The following is a 19,128-nucleotide window of genomic DNA, read 5'->3' as shown; positions in this document are numbered from 1 at the left end:
CGAACATGTGTTCGTGATCATGCACGCCGATCTCGACTCGTTCTATGCGTCGGTCGAGCAACGGGACGACCCAAGACTGCGGGGCAAACCTGTCCTCGTCGGTGGCGGCGTGGTGCTCGCAGCCAGTTACGAGGCCAAGGCGTTCGGTGTTCGCACGCCGATGAGCGGGTCGCAAGCTCGGGCGTTGTGTCGGCACGCCATCGTCGTTCCGCCGCGGATGGACGCATACATCGAGGCCAGCAAGGCTGTGTTCGAGATCTTTCACGACACGACCCCGCTCGTCGAAGGAATTTCCGTCGACGAAGCGTTTCTCGACGTCACCGGCATGAGCAAGATCCGCGGGACGCCGGTCCAGGTTGCCGAACGTTTACGCCGCGAGGTCAAGGACAAGGTCGGTCTGCCCATCACCGTCGGCATTGCGAGTACGAAGTTTCTGGCAAAAGTGGCCAGCGCGGTCGGCAAGCCGGATGGTCTCCTTCTGGTCGAGCCCGGTCGTGAACTCGAATTCCTGCACCCGCTGAACATCGAGAGATTGTGGGGTGTCGGCAAGGTCACGGCTGAGAAACTGCATGCCTTCGACATCGTGACGGTCGGCGATATCGCCGCGCAGTCCGAGGCGTCCATCGTTTCGATCCTCGGCAAAGGTGCCGGGCACCATCTGTACTCGCTCGCCAACAATCGTGATCCACGGCGGGTCCAGACCTACCGCGGACGCAGTTCCATCGGAGCTCAGCATGCGCTCGGTCGGGGGCCGACGTCGCCCACCGAGGTCGAAGCGTCGCTCATCGCACTGGTGGACAGGGTGACCCAGCGGATGCGCGCCGCCGAGCGGACGGGCAGGACCGTAGTTCTCAGGCTGCGTTTCGCCGACTTCACCGCAATCACCCGCTCGCACACCCTGCGCCGCGCCACCGCCGATACCCAGGACATCCTGGACGCGGCGTTGGCGCTGTTGCGCGAGGCCGCGCCGTTGATCGCCGATCAGGGCATCACGCTGGTCGGCGTGACGGTGGCCAACATCGAGCGCTCGGGTGCCGAGCAGTTGGAGCTTCAGTTCGACGGGCCGCAGGATGCCCCGAGCGCGTCTGCCCTGGATCTGGCCCTCGACGACGTTCACAACAAGTTCGGTAAGAAGTCCCTGACGAGGGGCGTGCTACTGGGTCGCGATACGGGACTCTCCGTCCCGCTACTTCCTGACCGATAAGGTCAACCGGAAGTCCTTCGGCATCAGCGTCAGTCGTTCTTCGATCTTCAGCCGGTACGACGGATCGGGGTGAAACTCGAACCTGTGCAGAATCATTCCGAGCACGAGGACTGCCTCGTGAATAGCGAACTGCCGTCCGATGCACGCGCGTTCGCCGGTGCCCCACGGCTTGTAGACATGTCCGGGGCGCGAGCGAATGTTGGCGGAGAGGAAGCGGTCGGGATCGAAGGCGTCGGTGTCGGAGCCCCACACTGGGTCTCGGTGCAATCCGGGAATCAATACGAACGCCCAGTCGCCCTGCTTCATGGTGTGCACCCCGCCGATGACGGTGTCCTCACGTGCTTGGCGCGCAAAAGCCGGTGCGGTCGGCCACAGGCGAAGCGCTTCGTCGAGGATGCGCCTGACCAGTCGAAGTTTGGGGACCTGCTCGAACGCGGGCACGTCGGTTCCCCATACCTCGTCGACCTCGGCGCGAGCTGCATCCGCAATCTGGGGATTCTGCGCCAGGTAGAACAGCGCGAACGACAGTGCGCCGGAGGTGGTCTCGTGACCCGCAATCAGAAACGTCAGGATCTGCTGCCGAATATTGATCTCGCTCAACGCATTCGGATTGTTCGAGTCCCTGGCGGCGTCGAGCATGATGTCGAGTAGGTCGCCCGCGCCGGACGTCCCGGAGTCGCGCCTGGTGCGAACGATGTCGTCGAGTACCTCGGCGAGGTAACGCTGATTGTTTTCGTTCCTGCGGTCGGCTCGTCGGAACATGATGTCGGCGAGCCACGGGATCGGCACCAGTTCGCGACGCTGATTGTGGGACAGAACGCCGACCATGGCGTCGACGAACGGGTGTGGTCGTTCGCGCTGGAAAGAATCGAACCCGTAGCTGAATCCGGTTCGTCCGATGGTGTCGAGCGTCAGTTTCGTCATGTCGGAGGACACGTCGACGGTTGTTCGTGAACTCCAGTGCGCTACGAGGTCGGTGGCCACGTCGAGCATGATCGCGTGGTAGCCGCGCATTGCACTTTGTGTGAAGGCGGGCCGTAGGAGGTCGTGGGCCTTCTGCCAATTGGGTTCGTGGGAGTAGGCGGTGAAGAGTCCGTCGCCGCCGATCGACCGGAGCCCTTCGATGGCGGGGGAGACGTACTTTCCGAAGCGTTCTTCGTCGCACAGTTCGCCCGCCATGTCGGCTCCCGAGACCAGCACGTACCGGCGGCCGAGGACCACGCGTTCGAAGATCGGACCCAGCGTCTTCGCCAACGCGATGGAGTCCTGCACCGGCGTCGACGCGTGTACTCCGACGACATCGCCCAGAACTGGGACTCTCTTGGGCGGATGTGGGAGCTCGGCTGTTCGTGCTGCGACGTCGGCGACCATGGGGAGCCCTTCGCTCGTTACTGAACTCGGATACAATAGAAAACGTACTCGCTGCTGAACCCGTGTCAAGTAGTACGATCGACCAGCGATGACAAGCCCTCGGAAACGACTCTCTCCCGACGCCAGGAGGGCCCAGCTGCTCGACATCGGTTCGAAGCTGTTCGCCGATCGCCCCTACGAAGAGGTGTGGATCGAAGAGGTCGCCGATCTCGCAGGGGTATCCCGCGGTCTGATGTACCACTACTTCTCGTCGAAGCGAGATTTCTTCTCCGAGATCATGAAGGCGGAGTCGGCTCGCATCCTGGAGATCACGGCGCCGGACACGTCGCTACCGGTCGGCGAACAGGTCGCCGCAGGACTCGACGCCTACATCCGGTATGCGGTCGAGCACGAACACGGTGTTCGTGCCATCAATCGCGGCGCGATGCTCGGCGACACGGAGATTCAGGCAATTCTGACGGCGGAACTCGAAATTCAGCAGCAGAGAATTCTTGCTGCTCTTCCGGAAGAGATGCGCGACGACGACGTCACCAGGACGGCTCTGCGGGGATGGGTGTCGTTCGTGCGAACCGTGTGCGTGGACTGGCTCGATCGAAAAACGATCAGTGAAGACGACGTCAGAGACCTGTGCCTTCGTGCTCTGGAGGGCCTGCTTCGCACGTCATGAGGGACTATCGTGACGGGTATGTGCCGAAATATCACCACCTTGCGCGGTCTGGAGCCCCACGCTACGGGCGAAGAGATCGAGGCCGCGGCTCGTCAATACGTCCGTAAGATCAGCGGCGTTCAAAAGACGTCCGACGCCACCCGCGAGGCTTTCGAGGCAGCCGTAGCCGAGGTCACCGCGACGACCCACCGCCTGCTCGATGCCCTGCCCGATCGTCGCCAGCCACCGCCTACGGTTCCGCCGCTGCGTAGGCCCGAGGTTCAGGCTCGAATTGCAGCGAAGGCCGCGACCTGACCGTCGGTCACCCGACCGCTGACAGGTATTCGCTGTAGAACAGCGCCATGCCGAGCGCCGATGCGACGGCGGCGAGCAGCCACAGCCGGATAATCACCGTCGTCTCCGGCCAACTTGCCAGCTCGAAATGGTGGTGGATCGGCGCCATTCGGAACACTCGAATTCCGTTGGTCCTGAACACCGCAACTTGAATGACGACCGATGATATCTCGGCGACGAACAGTGCGCCGATGACGACTGCGAGCAGTTCCGTCTTGGTCACCAGAGACAGGCCGGCGAGCAGACCACCGAGTGCGAGTGAGCCGGTGTCGCCCATGAATATCTTCGCGGGCGCTGCGTTCCACCAGAGAAATCCGATCGACGCGCCCGCCGCGGCGGCACAGACCACTGCGAGGTCGAGCGGATCGCGAACGTCGTAGCATCCCAGTCGTGGATCGGCCGAACAGGATTGCCGATACTGCCAGAATGTGATGACGCTGTACGCGCCGAGCGCCAGGGACATGGAGCCTGCGGCAAGGCCGTCGAGACCGTCGGTGAGATTGACCGCGTTCGACCAGGCGATGATCAGGACGCAGCAAAAACCCACGAAGGCCAGTGTCGGCATGTAGAACAACGCGATATCACGGACGTACGAGAGGTGCCGGCTACCCGGTGTGAGGCCGTGGCGATCGGGGAACTGCAGGACCAGGATCGCGAAAACGATTGCAGCAGAGATCTGTCCGACGTACTTCGCTTTGGCGGTGAGCCCGAGGTTGCGCCTGTTTCTCAATTTGATGTAGTCGTCGGCGAATCCGACGAGGCCGAGAACGGTCGTCAGGCCGAGCACGAGAAGCGCCGACGCCGATGGCCCGTCGGCATCGTATCGAATTCCGAGCAGGTGAGCCCCGCCGTAGCCTGCCCACAGCGCTACCACTATCGCGATGCCACCCATTGTGGGGGTCCCACGTTTGGACTGGTGACTCGCCGGGCCTTCGACCCGGATTTCCTGCCCGAACCCGTGCTGTGAAAACACCCTGATGAGAACCGGCGTCAGCAGGATGGACACAGCAAGCGCGATACCGCCCGCGAACAGAATCAAGATCACTGCGGAATTTCCATCTGGTGTTCCCTCCCCGGTGTGGCACAGTCCCCCCGCAGCAGTGTGCCAAAGCCCAGCTGATTTCGACGGCTGGCCACGTGGGAGGAGACCGATCCGTTATCGCTGCTTCACCGGGTGCTGTCGGGGGGAACTTCGGGAAGACCTTCGCTGGTTCGCAACTTCTCGGCCATCGACACAGAGCAGGTTCTGTGATTCCTCGGACAGGTCGAACGCTCGAGCCGGCAGGCGAAGACTAGATCCGTTCGATGATGGTGCCCGTCGACAACGCGCCGCCCGCGCACATGGTGATCAATGCGGTCGAGCCGTCGCAACGCTCGAGTTCGTGCAACGCCGTCGTGATCAGACGAGCCCCGGTGCTGCCGACGGGATGACCGATCGCCAGAGCCCCGCCGTTGACGTTGACCTTGTCGAGGTCGGGACCGTGCACCGACGCCCAGGACAGCGGTACCGATGCGAATGCTTCGTTCACCTCGAACAGATCCAGATCGCCGATCTTCATCCCACTTTGCTCGAGCACCCGTGTGGTTGCCTGAACGGGTCCGTCGAGATGGAACTCGGTCTCGGCGCCGACCAGGCATTGAGCGACGATCCTTGCGCGGGGTACGTATCCGAGAGCGCGGGCACGGTCCTCGTCCATCAGGATGACCGCAGCAGCGCCGTCGGAGATCTGTGACGACGTCCCCGCGGTGTGGAGTCCGCCGTCCATGACAGGTTTCAGCTTTGCCAGCGACTCGGCCGTGGTGTCGCGCAGTCCCTGGTCTCTCGTGACGAGTTCGTCGCCGACGCGCACTTCGAGTACTTCGCGCTCGAATCTACCTTCGTCCCACGCGCGTTTGGCGAACGCCTGCGAACGTACACCGAGAGATTCGAGATCCTCGCGGGAGAAGCCTCGACGTCGTGCAATGCGTTCGGCTGCCTCGAACTGGTTGGGAAGGTCGATGTTCCACGACTCGGGACGGCGAGGGCCGGCACCCTCGCCGACGTTGGCGCCCAGCGGGACTCGACTCATCGCTTCGACTCCGCATGCCATTCCGGCATCGATTGCTCCGGCTGCAATGAGACCTGCCACCAGGTGGGTCGCCTGTTGAGCGGAGCCGCACTGGGCGTCGACGGTCATGCATCCGCTCTGCCAGGGCAGGCCGGCATGCAGCCACGCAGTTCTGGTGATGTTGTTCGACTGTTCCCCGGCCTGGGTGACGCACCCTCCGATGATCTGCTCGATCTCCTCGGGTGCGATGCCGAGTCGCTCGATGGCTCCCCGTTGAGCCAGGCCGAGAAGTTCCGCGGCATGAAGCCCGGACAGCCAGCCACCTCGTTTGCCGATCGGGGTACGCGCAGCCTCGACGATGACGGGATTGCCCACGGTGGGCTCCTTTCTCTATCTCCTGAAAGTAGAACATGTTCCATATTTCCCGCAACCGATCTTCTTCCCTGTGGGGTGGGGCTGTGATTCAATCAATCTAGAACGTGTTCCAGAACCGTGGTAACCGCCAGGAGAGCTATGACAGACGTGCATTCGGACCTCGCGCGACCAGAAGTCCCAGACCTTCCGGACGGCTTCGACCCGACGGACCCCGACATCTACGAACGACGAATTCCGGTCGAGGAGTTCGCCGAGCTTCGCAGGACAGCGCCGATATGGTGGTGCCCCCAGCCCCCGACCAAAGGCGGTTTCGCCGACGACGGCTACTGGGTCGTCACCAGGCATGCCGATGTGAAGGAGATTTCGAAGCGCAGTGACGTGTTCTCGAGTTTCGAGAACACAGCCCTCCCGCGCTTCAACGACGACATCACACGCGAACAGATCGAGCTCCAGCGATTCGTGATGCTCAATCAGGATGCGCCGCAGCACACGAAGACGCGCAAGCTCGTCTCCAAGGGATTCACCCCGAAATCCATCAACGGATTGCGCGACGAACTGGAGCGCCGCGCCAATGCCATCGTGAAGAAGGCTGCCGAGAATCCGACAGGGGACTTCGTCACCGAGATCGCATCCGAACTGCCGCTGCAGGCGATCGCCGACCTCATCGGCATTCCCCAGGAGGATCGCAAGAAGATCTTCGACTGGTCCAACGAGATGACGTCGTACGACGACCCGGAGTTCGACATCGATCCGGTCGAGGCTTCGACCCAGATCCTCGGGTACGCCTACCAGATGGCCGACGAGCGGCGGGCGAACCCGCGGGACGACATCATCACCACACTGATCAATGCCGACATCGACGGCGACCACATGGCGCCGGAGGAGTTCGGGTTCTTCGTCATCATCTTGGCTGTGGCAGGTAACGAGACGACTCGCAACGCCATCACACACGGCATGGCTGCGTTCATGGACAACCCCGATCAGTGGGAGTTGTACAAGAAGGAACGGCCCGAGACCGCTGCCGACGAAATCGTCCGTTACGCAACACCGATCGTCGCCTTTCAGCGCACTGCGAAGGAAGATGTCGAACTGGGAGGGGTGACGATCCAGGCGGGCCAGCGGGTCGCGATGTTCTACAGTTCCGCGAACTTCGACGACGAGGTCTTCGACGAGCCCGAGAAGTTCGACATTCTGCGCAACCCCAACCCGCACGTCGGATTCGGCGGACATGGGGCGCACTATTGCATCGGTGCAAATCTCGCGCGCATGGAGATCAACTTGATGTTCAATGCCATCGCAGACCACATCCCGGACATTTCGAAGCTCGGCGATCCACGTCGCCTGAGGTCCGGGTGGCTCAACGGGGTCAAGGAGTTTCAGGTCGATTACACCGGTGGATGTCCGGTGAAGCACTAGTCCCCAGTGGCACGGTTAAGGCCCCCTGCGGGCGCTTAACCGTGCCACTGGGCTATCAGGCGATGAATTTCTCGGCGAACTTTCTCATCGATTCCTGCTTTGCCTCCAGTGGACCGTCGAATCCGATGCCGTCGAAGATCCAGGGCACGGTGATGATGTCGGTGACACCTGCATCCTCGAGTTCGGCGTATCCGTCCTTGCCGAAGCGGTCGATGCAGACCGTCTGAATCTCGAACGGCTCGTCGGCCTTGCCGTACTCGGTTCGCAGTTCCTTCAGGCGCGCGATGACGGACACCAGATCATCGAACTTGATCATTGCCGAGGTCCAGCCGTCGCCGACCTTCGCAGCCCTCCTCAGGGCCACGTCCGTATGCCCGCCCACGTAGAACGGAACAGGTTTGGTCGGAGCGGGGCTCATCTGCAACTTGTCGAAGTCGTAGAACTCACCGTGATGCTCCACCATGCCGCCGCCGAGGATCAGTTTGATGACGTCGATCATTTCGTCGACGCGCTTGCCGCGCTTGGCGTACGGAACGCCGCACCACTCGAACTCCTCAGGTGCCCAGCCGATTCCAACGCCGAAGCCGAACCTGTTACCGGTCAGTGCCGCAACCGATCCGACCTGGCGCGCAAGCAGCAGCGGGTTGCGAGAGCCCAGTTTGAGCACCTGCGTGTAGAACTCGATCTTCGAAGTCACCGCGCCCATTGCCGCCGCCGCGATCAGTGGGTCGACCCAGGGCGTGTTCTCGGTCCACATCCGCGAGCCGTCCGGCGTGTACGGATAGTCGGCGGATTGAGTTTCCATGTAGAACAACGAGTCCGGTAGCGCAATGGAGGTGAAGCCGCACTCCTCGGCTGTTCGTGCCAGCGCTGTCAATTCGTGCAACGGCGTCATTGCGATCCCGACGGTGTATTTCACGGCTGTTCGCTCCCTACGACCCACATCGAAAAATACTGTGACCCTCCGCCGTATGCATGGCCGAGTGCCTTCTTCGCATTCTCTACCTGGTGATCACCTGCGCGGTGCATTACTTGGATTGCAGCCTCGGCGAAACGGATCATCCCCGACGCGCCGATCGGATTGGACGACAGCACCCCGCCGGAACAATTGACGGGCAACTGCCCACCGATCGCGGTGTCGCCGGCCTCGGTCAGCTTCCAACCTTCACCCTCGCCGACGAATCCCAGATTCTCGAGCCACATCGGTTCGAACCACGAGAACGGCACATAGATTTCGGCGACGTCGATCTCAGTCAGGGGGTCGGTGATGCCTGCGGCCTTCCACAATGCGGCTGCGGCGTCACGGCCCGCCTGTGGGTTCACCTGGTCGCGGCCGGAGAAAGTCGTCGGCTCCGTACGCATGGCCGTTCCGTGTATCCAGGCGACCTTCTTGCCGTCGGCTTCGCGGCTGCGAGCAGTCTCCTCATCGCCGATGACGATTGCGCACGCTCCGTCGGAGGACGGGCAGGTCTCGTCGTATCGAATTGGATCCCACAGCATCTGAGATGCCTGAACGGATTCCAGGGTGATGTCGGGCTGCCTCAGATGTGCATACGGGTTCTTGCTCCCGTTCAGTCGGTCCTTGACCGCCACCATTGCGCCGATGTGCTCGGGTGCATGCGACCGCCGGATGTAGGAACGCACGTGCGGGGCAAAGTAGCCACCCGCGCCGGCCCCGACGGGCATGTTGAACGGCACCGGAATCGACAACGCCCACATGGCGTTGCTTTCCGACTGCTTTTCCCACGCGACTGCGAGAACCCGCCGGTGGACCCCGGACTGCACGAGCGAGGACGCCACCACCGCGGTCGAACCTCCCACGGAGCCTGCGGTATGCACGCGAAGCAGCGGTTTGCCGGTGGCTCCGATGGCGTCGGCCATGAACAACTCGGGCATCATGACACCCTCGAACAGGTCCGGGGCTTTGCCGACGACGACGGCGTCGATGTCGTCCCACGACACCTCGGCGTCGAGCATCGCTCGATCTATGGCCTCGCGCAGGAGACCGGACATCGATACGTCGTGACGCTTGGCGACGTAGTGAGTCTGGCCGGTGCCGATGACCGCGGCAGGTTGCTTGCTCACTTATTTCCCCTCCAGAACGGTGACCAGATTCTGTTGCAGCAGTGGGCCGCTCGTTGCGTGCGCCAGCACTCGGCTGTCCTTGCCGTCGAAAATCCGCGTTGCGGCGTGGCCGATTCGCTCGAGCCCCGCGGAGAACATTGCATTCCCGACGAGGGTGCCCCCGGACGGATTGATCGTGGCGTCGCCGGGGAGCCACTCGGAGAGAATCAATTCCTGATGCGTGAACGGTGCGTGGAGTTCTGCCGCGGTGATACTGGCAAGATCCCCGCCCGACGCCTTCAGCGCCGCGTTGTATGCGGACGGTGCCGTCGTCAGATCCCGTGCGCCGAAGTTGGGCGAGTCGACGAGATGCTCGATTCCAGTGATCCATGCGGGATTGTCTCGCAGTGAGCGAGCGCGGTCACCGGACGCGAGGACGATCGCCGACGCCCCGTCGGTCACCGGTGCGCAATCGTGCGCGCGAAGCGGATCGGCGATGTAGTCGGTTGCGAGCAACTCCGCTACATCCAGAATTCCAGTCAACTGCGCCAACGGATGTGCGTTGGCGCGATTGCGGACGGCTACTTCCGCCATCGCTCGCTCGTCCCACTTGCGGGCGTCGATCCCGGCACGAGCCTGAATCCCGGCGAGCGAGAACGAGTCCGGCCACAGCGGCGTGACGAGATACGGATCGAGCTGCAGTGCAAGAATCTTGGCAAGCAAACCCGCGGAGGACTTGCCGAACCCGTACACCAATGCGGTCTCGACCTCGCCGGTCATCAACTTGATCCACGCCTCGTAGAACGCCCACGCAGCATCCATCTCGACATGCGACTCGTTGATCGGGGGCACCGCGCCGATCGCATCGATCGCGGAGATGAACGAGAACGCGCGCCCGGCCAAGTAGTCCGATGATCCCGAACACCAGAAACCGATGTCGGACTTGGTGATTCCGAGTTCGTCGTACAGCTGACGAAAGCACGGCACCAACATTTCCACACCGTTCGTGGTGCCTGCGGTTTCCGCTACGTTGGGCGCCTGGGCGAAGCCCACTACTGCGATGTCGGTCATTGCTCGCCCTTCACAGGTGGTGCTTGTAGGTGTCGTACTCCGCGTCGGGCTCACCCGTCGGACGGAAGTATTCGATGTTCTCGAGCGTGTAACCCCACTCTTCGCGAGGTTTCCATTTCGCCGCCACCCGCATGCCCATGCGAACCTCGGCAGGTTCGCATTCGAGGATCAGATGCAGGAACGCGATGTCGGCGCCGTCGAGCAGTACGTAGGCGGCGATGTAGGGCGGTTTGATGCGCTGGCCGAGGAAAGGGACGTTGACGATGCAGTACGTGGTGACGATTCCCGTATCGGGAAGTTCGACCTGCTCGGCCGTCGGGCGTCCGTCGGTCGGGCTGGCACCGCGAGGTGGCACGTACACCTTGCCCTCGGAATCGGTACGTCCGCCGAGAATCCGTCCTTCTGCAAGTCCCCGGAGGTAGTAGCTCTCTTCGGCGGAGGCGGAGTGCTTGTACTCCAGCCGTAGCGGTGACGTGATCATGGCTACCGGATCGCCGGACGGCTCTTCTGCTGGTTCGTCGCCGTCTCCCGGCAGAAAGTGCGCGATGTCGTGAATGTCGCCGACCCGGCTCTCCGCCCACCGGGCGTGAACGCGCATCCCGGTCGACATCTGCTCCGCCGAACCTGCGTCCACGGCGTGAAGCAGGGCGGTATCGGCACCGTCGAGACGGATCAGTGCGAAGGCGAACGGGTGCTCGAGAGGATGCCCGTCGTACGGCGTCGTCACCCAGGACCACGAGACTACGGTTCCCGAGGACCCGACGTCGACGAAGTCGGTTATGGGTTCCTTTGTGGCGCTGTCGTATTCGGGAGGTGGCACGTACACCTTCCCGTCGCTCCCTCGTCCGCCGATGATCTGCTTGCGGCGCAGGCCCGTCAAGAACGCTCCGATTGTCGGCCCGACCGAGCGGGTGTAATCGAAGGCGTTGTTCAGAGGTGCGCTGAGTGGTGTGTTCACCATAGTCACACTCTGAGTAGAACAGGTTCTTATTATGGTGGCAAGACCAGTCGGATGGAGGGCTAAGAAAATGAAGCTCGGATTACAGCTCGGCTATTGGGGTGCGCAGCCGCCTTCGGGCGTGGGTGAACTGGTCGACGCGGCGGAAGCTGCCGGGTTCTCGGCGATCTTCGCGGCCGAATCCTGGGGATCGGACGCCTTCACCCCGCTCGCGTGGTGGGGGTCGAGGACGTCACGGGTCGGGCTCGGCACGTCGGTGGCCCAGCTGTCTGCTCGCACGCCGACGAGCTGCGCGATGCATGCTCTGACGCTCGATCACCTCAGTGGTGGGCGCGCAATTCTCGGGCTCGGGGTGTCCGGTCCGCAGGTCGTCGAGGGCTGGTACGGGCAACCATTTGCCAAGCCGTTGGCGCGCACCCGCGAGTACGTCGAGATCGTGCGAAAAGTCCTGGCGCGCGAAGCTCCGGTGACGAGCGAGGGGTCTCACTATCGGTTACCCGCGGAAGGCACGGGGCTCGGCAAGGCGCTCAAGCCGATCACCCACCCGTTACGCGCCGACCTGCCGATCTGGCTCGGTGCAGAGGGTCCGAAGAACGTAGCGCTGACAGCGGAGATCGCCGACGGCTGGCTCGCGATCTACTACTCACCCCGTCTTGCGCCGATGTACGACGAGTGGCTCGACGAGGGGTTCGCGCGGCCGGGTGCACGTCGCAGCCGAGAGGACTTCGAGATCGCTGCGACGTGCCAGGTGGTGCTGACCGATGATCGGGTCGAGACGATAGCTCGTATGAAGCCGACGATTGCTCTCTACGTCGGGGGCATGGGCGCACCGGAACTCAACTTCCACGCGCAGGTCTACCAGCGCATGGAGTATCACGCCGAGGTCGAAGAGATCGGACGGTTGTTCATGTCCGGCCGCAAGGAGGAGGCCGCGGCTCTCGTGCCCGACGAGATGGTGGCGGAGACGATGATCATCGGAAACGCCGACCATGTGCGCGGCGAGGTGAAGCGCTGGGAGGACGCGGGCGTGACCATGTTGTTGGTGACCGCGGACAGCGTGGCGCGAATCCACGAGCTCGGGGCCTTGCTCAAGTAGTAGAACACGTTCTAGATTTGAGGCATGACGACTGCGACGCGTACGGGTGGACTCTGGAACATCGCCGCCGAGGAACCGGAACGGAGCGCATTGGTCGATCCGGACGGTCGCTCGTGGACCTACGGCCAATTGGTTTCCGACGCAAACAGATACGGCCGTGGGCTTCAGGACCTCGGTCTTCGACCCGGCGACAGTGTCGTGATGATGCTGCACAACAGTGCAGATCTCGTGGCGTTCTACTTCGCAGCCTTCCAGACCGGGCTCTACATCGTCGCGGTGAACTGGCACCTCACCGGACCCGAGGTCGCGTACATCCTGAAGGACAGCGAGGCCAAAGCTTTTGTGGCGTCCGATCGTTTCGCGGAAGCGGCGTCGGTGGCCGCGGCGGAATCAGGCGTCGAGAATCGGTTTTCGGTCGGTGAGATCGAGGGCTTCACTCCGCTACAGGACCTGGGGGAGTCCGACGCTTTACCCGAAACCCGCACCACCGGCGGGCCGATGCTCTACACGTCGGGAACCACCGGAAAGCCCAAAGGCGTCCGACGTCCGCTCACCGGCGCGGACCCGGACCAGGTACCTCTTGCGTCGAGTGGGTTCTTTTCGATTTTCGGGATTGCACCGTTCGACGATCACGTCCATATCTGCGGTTCACCGCTCTATCACACGGCGGTGTTGAACTTCGTGACCATTTCGATTCAGTTGGGCCACAAAGCTGTTCTGATGGATCGGTGGGATCCGGAGGAAATGCTCGCGCTCATCGACCGGCACCGCGTCACGCACAGTCACATGGTTCCCACTCAGTTCCATCGGTTGCTTGCGTTGCCCGAGGACGTTCGCGCGAAGTACGACGTGTCCTCACTGCGGGTGATGATCCACGGTGCTGCGCCCTGTCCGCGGGAAGTGAAGCGTCGGATGCTCGACTGGTGGGGCCCGGTCGTGACCGAGTACTACGCGGCGACCGAAGGCGGAGGAACCGTCATCTCGGGAGGCGACTGGCTGCGCAAACCGGGATCTGTCGGCACCGCGTGGCCGAACTCCGTGGTGAAGGTTCTCGGCGACGACGGAAGTGAACTTCCGGCCGGCGAACCCGGACAGGTCTACATGCGAATGGGGGGCTCCAGCTTCGAATACCACCACGACAAGGCCAAGACCGAGGAGTCACGCGTCGGAGATCTGTTCACGCTCGGGGATATCGGCTACCTCGACGAGGACGGTTATCTGTTTCTGTGTGACCGCAAGTCCGACATGATCATTTCTGGCGGCGTCAACATCTATCCCGCCGAGATCGAGGGCGAACTCATAACCCATCCGAAGGTCGCCGATATCGCGGTATTCGGTGTGCCACATGCAGATTGGGGTGAAGAGATCAAAGCGGTCGTGCAGCTGGAATCCGGGATCGAACCGAGCGACGCAGTGACCGAGGAGCTCATGGTGTTCGCTCGCGAGCGGCTCGCGAAATTCAAGCTTCCGAAGTCCGTCGATTACTCAGCCGAACTGCCCCGCGATCCGAACGGAAAGTTGTACAAGCGCAAGCTCCGCGATCCGTACTGGCAGGGTCGGGCGAAGATCTAGGCGGAGCTGCCTACAGCGGATCGTGTTGCACGTGCTCCATTGGCGTGCCGACTTTGCGCAGGGCGTAGAGCGTCGTGCGCACCATCGCCGGGGATCCGCAGATCTGGATCTGTCGGTCGGCCCACGAACCGAATTGGGTGACGACCTTCCCGATGGACCCGTGCAACCGATGATGCATTCCCCACGGCAGCTCGGGCGTCGGACCGGAATGCCACCACGGATCCTCGTCCTCCTCGGTGACGGGGACGACTGTGAGCCAGGGGTTGGACAGAGACAACTGCCACAGGGTCTGCGCGTCGTACAGGTCGCGCGGATAGGTCCCGCTCATGAACAGATGGACGCGCGGATTCTTTCCGCGCCGAGCCATGTCCATGATCTGCGCCCGCAGCGGGGCGAGGCCGGTGCCACCGGCGATCATCAATACGTCCTCGTCGATGCTTCGGTCGACCTGGAATCCACCCAACGGTGGACTCACGGCCCATCGATCACCGACGACCGACTCGGTCACCATTGCCGGACTCACCCAACCGCCGGAGACGCGTCGGACATGGAACTCGATCTCGCCTTGCGGGTTGGACGGGATCGCAGGGGATAGGTAGCGCCACAACTTCGGGCGCTGCGGAATCTGAACGCTGACGTACTGGCCGGGGAAGTAATGAATGCCCTCGTCGAGTTGGAGCCTGATGATCGCCAGGTCGTCGAGCACTCGCTGATGTTCGACGATGGTCGCGCCCCAATACGGCGGTAGTTCGTCGGAGTCGGCGGCGACGGCCATGTTGTCGGTGACGAGTGCCAGAGTCTCGTGCCATGCGTCCTCGACCTCATCCGTCCACACCTCGTTGCCGACGAAGTTGCGGAACGCGGCGATCAAAGCCGATGCACCGGCCCGGAAGTGGGACCCGTCGACACCGTGCTTGCGATGATCGCGTCCGAGTTGCTGAAGGAACTCCGCGACCCGTTCGTCTTTGTCGAGATTGTCGAAGACGTGTGCCAGTGCGCGAACGAAATGGTCACGTTGCTGGTCCATCGACGCGGGAAAGAAGGCGCGAAACTCGGGATTCTCGACGAACAGTTGCGCATAGAACGACCGCGCCAACTGGGCCGGCCCATCCTCAGCAGCCAAAACGGACTTGAAACCGGCACGAACCAAGGAGATTGCTTGTGCACTGAGCATCAATCAACCCCCACCGTAGCTGGACGGTTCCAAAGTAGACCGGACGAGAGTATCCCGTATGTGCACCGCAGGCCACAGAAGAATCCTGAGAAATTCTAACTTGAGCGGAACAGACTCAACTCTTGCTACGTTGTACACACCGACATCAAGTTCTCTCCAGTAGAAAGCAGGTGACCGGTGGACAGTTTCACCCCCACCACGAAGACGCAGGCGGCGCTCAGTGCTGCTCTGCAGGCCGCATCCGCGGCCGGAAACCCGGACATCCGTCCGGCGCATGTGTTGGTGGCGTTGCTCGATCAGACCGACGGCATCGCCTCCCCCCTGTTGAAGGCCGTCGGCGTCGATCCAGCGACGGTGCGCGGTGAAGCTCGGACGCTCGTCGATCGGCTTCCGTCTGCAACAGGGTCCACCACGACGCCGCAACTCGGCCGTGAAGCGCTCGCCGCCATCACCGCAGCTCAACACCTCGCCACCGAGCTCGACGACGAGTACGTCTCCACCGAACACCTCATGGTGGGCCTGGCGACGGGCGACAGTGACGTAGCCAAGCTCCTGACCGGCCACGGCGCCGGCCCGAACGAGCTGCGCGACGCCTTCCAGACGGTTCGCGGCAGCGCACGCGTCACCAGTGCCGACCCCGAGAGCACCTACCAGGCGCTCGAGAAGTACAGCACCGACCTGACCGAGCAGGCCCGCGAAGGCAAGCTCGATCCGGTCATCGGCCGTGACACGGAAATTCGCCGTGTCGTGCAGGTGTTGTCGCGCCGCACCAAGAACAACCCGGTTCTCATCGGTGAGCCCGGCGTCGGCAAGACCGCCATCGTCGAAGGACTCGCTCAGCGCATCATCGCCGGCGACGTGCCGGAGAGCTTGCGCGGCAAAACCGTCGTATCGCTGGATCTGGGTTCGATGGTCGCTGGTGCCAAGTACCGAGGTGAATTCGAAGAGCGGCTCAAAGCGGTTCTCGACGACATCAAGAACTCCGCAGGCCAGGTCATCACCTTCATCGACGAGCTCCACACCATCGTCGGCGCAGGCGCGACCGGCGAGTCGGCGATGGATGCGGGCAACATGATCAAGCCGATGCTCGCGCGCGGTGAACTCCGCTTGGTCGGTGCGACAACGCTCGAGGAGTACCGCAAGTACATAGAGAAGGACGCAGCGCTCGAGCGTCGATTCCAGCAGGTGTACGTCGGCGAACCGTCCGTCGAGGACACAGTCGGCATCCTGCGTGGTCTCAAGGAGCGGTACGAGGTGCACCACGGTGTCCGCATCACGGACTCCGCGCTCGTATCCGCGGCGGCTCTCTCCGATCGGTACATCACGTCTCGGTTCCTGCCGGACAAGGCAATCGACCTGGTCGACGAGGCCGCGTCGAGACTCCGCATGGAGATCGATTCGCGTCCCGTCGAGATCGACGAGGTCGAACGAGCTGTGAGGCGCCTCGAGATCGAGGAGATGGCCCTGCAGAAGGAGACCGACGACGCGTCGAAGGCACGGCTCGAGAAGCTGCGTGCAGAACTGGCCGACGGGCAGGAGAAGCTCACCCAACTGAGCACACGCTGGCAGAACGAGAAGAACGCCATCGACTCGGTGCGCCTTCTCAAGGAGGAGCTCGAGAACCTGCGCGGGGAGTCCGAGCGGGCCGAGCGCGACGGCGATCTAGGCAAGGCTGCCGAGCTCCGGTACGGCCGAATCCCGACGTTGGAGAAGGAACTCGCGCAGAAGACCGAATCAACCGTCGCGCAAGACGACCTCATGCTCAAGGAGGAGGTCGGGCCGGACGACGTAGCCGACGTCGTCGCAGCGTGGACGGGCATCCCGGCAGGTCGGATGCTCGAAGGGGAAACCGCCAAGCTGCTGCGGATGGAGGACGAGCTCGGTAAGCGTGTCGTCGGGCAGAAAGACGCCGTACAAGCGGTGTCCGATGCCGTCCGGCGAGCTCGGGCAGGCGTCGCCGATCCGAACCGTCCGACAGGCTCGTTCCTGTTCCTTGGTCCCACCGGCGTCGGAAAGACCGAGCTCGCGAAAGCACTCGCGGACTTCCTGTTCGACGACGAACGCGCGATGGTCCGCATCGACATGAGCGAGTACAGCGAGAAGCACGCTGTGGCGCGACTCGTCGGTGCACCCCCCGGTTACGTGGGCTACGAGGCAGGCGGACAGCTCACCGAAGCGGTACGCAGGCGTCCGTACACGGTGGTGCTGTTCGACGAGGTCGAGAAGGCCCACCCCGACGTGTTCGACATTCTGCTCGCCGTCCTCGACGAGGGCAGATTGACCGACGGTCAGGGCCGCACCGTCGACTTCAGGAACACGATCTTGATCCTGACGTCGAACCTCGGCGCGGGCGGAACGCGAGAGCAGGTCATGGACGCGGTCCGGCGGTCGTTCAAGCCGGAGTTCGTCAACCGTCTCGACGACGTAGTGGTGTTCGACGCCTTGTCCGAGGACCAGTTGGAGTCGATCGTCGACATCCAGCTCGGCTTCCTCGCCAAGCGCCTCGCGGCACGCCGACTGACACTCGACGTGACCTCGCCCGCCAAACTTTGGCTGGCTGCCCGCGGATACGACCCGCTGTACGGCGCTCGTCCGTTGCGCAGGTTGATCCAGCAGGCGATCGGGGATCAGCTGGCGAAGTTGCTGCTCGCCGGTGAGGTCCGCGACGGCGACGTCGTTCCGGTCAATATCTCCGCAGACGGGGACGGTCTGGTCCTGGGTTAGGGCTAGCGCCGCATACGACAAAGAGAAGGCCCACCGGCCGCTGCCGGTGGGCCTTCTGCGCGACGTACCCTCGGTGCATGACTTCTCCGGATGATCCTCGCGACCGGTCGTGGGACGACGGCACCGCGAACCCACCGCCGGACCGCCCGGACTCCGAGCCCTCCACCCAGGCCTGGCAGGCCTACCCGGACTCCGGGCCGCTGCCGGACCAGCCGACCCAGCAGTACCCGGTCGCCCCCGAGTACCCGGGTGGCCAGCAGTACCCGGGTGGGCAGCAGTACCCGGGTGGGCAGCAGTACCCGGATCAACCGACGGCGCAGTACCCCACGCAGCAGTACGGGAACCCCCAGCAGTACGGCATCCCCCAGCAGCCGTATCCGGGTTCGCAGCAACCGAACCCGACGCAGGTGTTTCCGGCCTACGATCCGAATCAGCAGTATGGCGGACCGGACTACGCCGCCCAGAACTACGCCTCCCAGAACTATGGCGCCACTCAGAACTATGGCGCCACTCAGAACTATGGGCCACCGAGCCAGACCGGCGAGATGCCCTACGCCGCGGGCGATCCGGGACCGGGCGGTAACTCGTCCCGTAAATGGATCGTCGCTTTGGTGGCACTTGCGGCGCTCGGCGTCATCGTGCTGGCCGGAATTCTCGTCGTCACGAATCAACGAGCTGAGCCGACCACGGCCTCCCGTCCGCCGACAACGTCCTTCGCGCCTCTACCGACGGTGCCCCAGAGTCAGTCGCCGCTGGCGCCCCCGACCACGTCCGGCGGATTGGTTCCCGGTGGCATTCCCGAAATTCTCGGCGGTGCAGGAGCCGCGATCGGCACCATCACCACGATCGACGGTTCGACCCTGACGATTCAGGGAATCGACGGTGCTCCGGTGACCGTACTCATCACCCCGCAGACGCAGGTGCTCTCGTTGTCTGGGTTCGAGGCATCGTCGCTACAGGTCGGGTCGCTGGTCGTTGTCAACGGCAGTCCGATGCAGGACGGGACCATCACTGCCGACGTCATCGTCGAAACGCCGGATCTCGGAGGATAGATA

General features: G+C 63.1%; 16 protein-coding genes. 8 read left to right on the top strand and 8 right to left on the bottom strand.

Annotated elements, in window-relative coordinates:
- The first annotated feature begins 19 nt into the window (after nt 1-19).
- Nucleotides 20-1,204: a DNA polymerase IV gene (gene dinB / locus D8W71_RS26870; protein ID WP_201265469.1), complete on the top strand. Its 1,185-nt coding sequence runs from the start codon at nt 20-22 to the stop codon at nt 1,202-1,204.
- On the opposite strand, the gene D8W71_RS26865 is transcribed toward dinB, so the two are convergent.
- Nucleotides 1,187-2,575 carry a cytochrome P450 gene (locus D8W71_RS26865; RefSeq protein WP_121118201.1) on the bottom strand — a complete coding sequence of 463 codons (1,389 nt, stop codon included), beginning with the start codon at nt 2,573-2,575 and terminating at the stop codon, nt 1,187-1,189. The genes dinB and D8W71_RS26865 overlap by 18 nt on opposite strands.
- Before the next feature lie 88 nt (nt 2,576-2,663).
- On the opposite strand from D8W71_RS26865, the gene D8W71_RS26860 reads away from it, so the two are divergent.
- Nucleotides 2,664-3,242 (top strand): TetR/AcrR family transcriptional regulator, encoded by a 579-nt coding sequence (locus D8W71_RS26860; protein WP_121118199.1) that lies wholly within the window; start codon nt 2,664-2,666, stop codon nt 3,240-3,242.
- Between the two features lie 18 nt (nt 3,243-3,260).
- Nucleotides 3,261-3,536: a DUF2277 domain-containing protein gene (locus D8W71_RS26855; protein ID WP_121118197.1), complete on the top strand. Its 276-nt coding sequence runs from the start codon at nt 3,261-3,263 to the stop codon at nt 3,534-3,536.
- Nucleotides 3,537-3,543: 7 nt separating this feature from the next.
- Here D8W71_RS26855 and mraY read toward each other — a convergent pair whose 3' ends face one another.
- Both mraY and D8W71_RS26840 read right to left on the bottom strand, forming a co-directional pair.
- Nucleotides 3,544-4,620 carry a phospho-N-acetylmuramoyl-pentapeptide-transferase gene (gene mraY, locus D8W71_RS26850; RefSeq protein WP_121118195.1) on the bottom strand — a complete coding sequence of 359 codons (1,077 nt, stop codon included), beginning with the start codon at nt 4,618-4,620 and terminating at the stop codon, nt 3,544-3,546.
- A 247-nt stretch (nt 4,621-4,867) separates the two neighbouring features.
- Nucleotides 4,868-5,998, bottom strand: coding sequence for a steroid 3-ketoacyl-CoA thiolase (locus D8W71_RS26840; protein WP_121118193.1), 1,131 nt, complete (start codon nt 5,996-5,998; stop codon nt 4,868-4,870).
- A gap of 138 nt (nt 5,999-6,136) precedes the next feature.
- Between D8W71_RS26840 and D8W71_RS26835 the strand changes: the two genes are divergently transcribed.
- The gene (locus D8W71_RS26835) at nt 6,137-7,414 is read left to right on the top strand and encodes a cytochrome P450 (protein ID WP_121118191.1); all 1,278 of its coding nucleotides are present in this window, start codon (nt 6,137-6,139) and stop codon (nt 7,412-7,414) included.
- A gap of 55 nt (nt 7,415-7,469) precedes the next feature.
- Here the strand turns inward: D8W71_RS26835 and D8W71_RS26830 are convergent, their stop codons facing one another.
- The 4 genes from D8W71_RS26830 to D8W71_RS26815 are packed head-to-tail and all read right to left on the bottom strand — an operon-like array spanning nt 7,470 to nt 11,510.
- On the bottom strand, nt 7,470-8,333 hold the full coding sequence (locus tag D8W71_RS26830) for a TIGR03619 family F420-dependent LLM class oxidoreductase (RefSeq protein ID WP_121118189.1): 864 nt from the start codon (nt 8,331-8,333) through the stop codon (nt 7,470-7,472).
- Nucleotides 8,330-9,499, bottom strand: a complete 1,170-nt coding sequence (locus D8W71_RS26825; protein ID WP_121118187.1) for a thiolase domain-containing protein — start codon at nt 9,497-9,499, stop codon at nt 8,330-8,332. The genes D8W71_RS26830 and D8W71_RS26825 overlap by 4 nt, the downstream gene beginning before the upstream one ends.
- Nucleotides 9,500-10,549, bottom strand: coding sequence for a thiolase domain-containing protein (locus D8W71_RS26820; protein WP_121118185.1), 1,050 nt, complete (start codon nt 10,547-10,549; stop codon nt 9,500-9,502). It abuts the gene before it with no gap.
- A 10-nt stretch (nt 10,550-10,559) separates the two neighbouring features.
- Nucleotides 10,560-11,510: a Zn-ribbon domain-containing OB-fold protein gene (locus D8W71_RS26815; protein WP_121118183.1), complete on the bottom strand. Its 951-nt coding sequence runs from the start codon at nt 11,508-11,510 to the stop codon at nt 10,560-10,562.
- Nucleotides 11,511-11,577: 67 nt separating this feature from the next.
- Between D8W71_RS26815 and D8W71_RS26810 the strand changes: the two genes are divergently transcribed.
- Together D8W71_RS26810 and D8W71_RS26805 are read left to right on the top strand one after the other, a co-directional pair.
- On the top strand, nt 11,578-12,603 hold the full coding sequence (locus D8W71_RS26810) for an LLM class F420-dependent oxidoreductase (protein ID WP_121118181.1): 1,026 nt from the start codon (nt 11,578-11,580) through the stop codon (nt 12,601-12,603).
- 24 nt (nt 12,604-12,627) lie between these two features.
- Nucleotides 12,628-14,175, top strand: a complete 1,548-nt coding sequence (locus D8W71_RS26805) for an acyl-CoA synthetase (protein WP_121118179.1) — start codon at nt 12,628-12,630, stop codon at nt 14,173-14,175.
- A 10-nt stretch (nt 14,176-14,185) separates the two neighbouring features.
- On the opposite strand, the gene D8W71_RS26800 is transcribed toward D8W71_RS26805, so the two are convergent.
- Nucleotides 14,186-15,349, bottom strand: coding sequence for an FAD-binding oxidoreductase (locus D8W71_RS26800; RefSeq protein ID WP_121118177.1), 1,164 nt, complete (start codon nt 15,347-15,349; stop codon nt 14,186-14,188).
- Between the two features lie 177 nt (nt 15,350-15,526).
- On the opposite strand from D8W71_RS26800, the gene clpB reads away from it, so the two are divergent.
- Both clpB and D8W71_RS26790 read left to right on the top strand, forming a co-directional pair.
- Nucleotides 15,527-18,073: an ATP-dependent chaperone ClpB gene (clpB, locus tag D8W71_RS26795; protein WP_121118175.1), complete on the top strand. Its 2,547-nt coding sequence runs from the start codon at nt 15,527-15,529 to the stop codon at nt 18,071-18,073.
- A 77-nt stretch (nt 18,074-18,150) separates the two neighbouring features.
- The gene (locus tag D8W71_RS26790) at nt 18,151-19,125 is read left to right on the top strand and encodes a DUF5666 domain-containing protein (RefSeq protein ID WP_121118173.1); all 975 of its coding nucleotides are present in this window, start codon (nt 18,151-18,153) and stop codon (nt 19,123-19,125) included.
- The last annotated feature ends 3 nt before the right edge of the window (nt 19,126-19,128 follow it).

The sequence above is a fragment of the Rhodococcus sp. P1Y genome, from assembly GCF_003641205.1.
Classification (GTDB): domain Bacteria; phylum Actinomycetota; class Actinomycetes; order Mycobacteriales; family Mycobacteriaceae; genus Rhodococcoides.
The sequence above is the reverse complement of the archived record's forward strand: the minus strand, read 5'-3'. Positions and strand labels throughout refer to the sequence as shown.

Excerpts from the sequence above, each read along its gene's own strand:
- D8W71_RS26805 (WP_121118179.1), top strand. The coding sequence starts at position 12,628 with ATGACGACTGCGACGCGTACGGGTGGACTCTGGAACATCGCCGCCGAG.
- D8W71_RS26810 (WP_121118181.1), top strand. The coding sequence starts at position 11,578 with ATGAAGCTCGGATTACAGCTCGGCTATTGGGGTGCGCAGCCGCCTTCG.
- D8W71_RS26860 (WP_121118199.1), top strand. The coding sequence starts at position 2,664 with ATGACAAGCCCTCGGAAACGACTCTCTCCCGACGCCAGGAGGGCCCAG.
- D8W71_RS26815 (WP_121118183.1), bottom strand. The coding sequence starts at position 11,510 with ATGGTGAACACACCACTCAGCGCACCTCTGAACAACGCCTTCGATTAC.
- D8W71_RS26835 (WP_121118191.1), top strand. The coding sequence starts at position 6,137 with ATGACAGACGTGCATTCGGACCTCGCGCGACCAGAAGTCCCAGACCTT.
- D8W71_RS26855 (WP_121118197.1), top strand. The coding sequence starts at position 3,261 with ATGTGCCGAAATATCACCACCTTGCGCGGTCTGGAGCCCCACGCTACG.
- D8W71_RS26820 (WP_121118185.1), bottom strand. The coding sequence starts at position 10,549 with ATGACCGACATCGCAGTAGTGGGCTTCGCCCAGGCGCCCAACGTAGCG.
- D8W71_RS26865 (WP_121118201.1), bottom strand. The coding sequence starts at position 2,575 with ATGGTCGCCGACGTCGCAGCACGAACAGCCGAGCTCCCACATCCGCCC.
- D8W71_RS26790 (WP_121118173.1), top strand. The coding sequence starts at position 18,151 with ATGACTTCTCCGGATGATCCTCGCGACCGGTCGTGGGACGACGGCACC.
- dinB (WP_201265469.1), top strand. The coding sequence starts at position 20 with ATGCACGCCGATCTCGACTCGTTCTATGCGTCGGTCGAGCAACGGGAC.
- D8W71_RS26800 (WP_121118177.1), bottom strand. The coding sequence starts at position 15,349 with ATGCTCAGTGCACAAGCAATCTCCTTGGTTCGTGCCGGTTTCAAGTCC.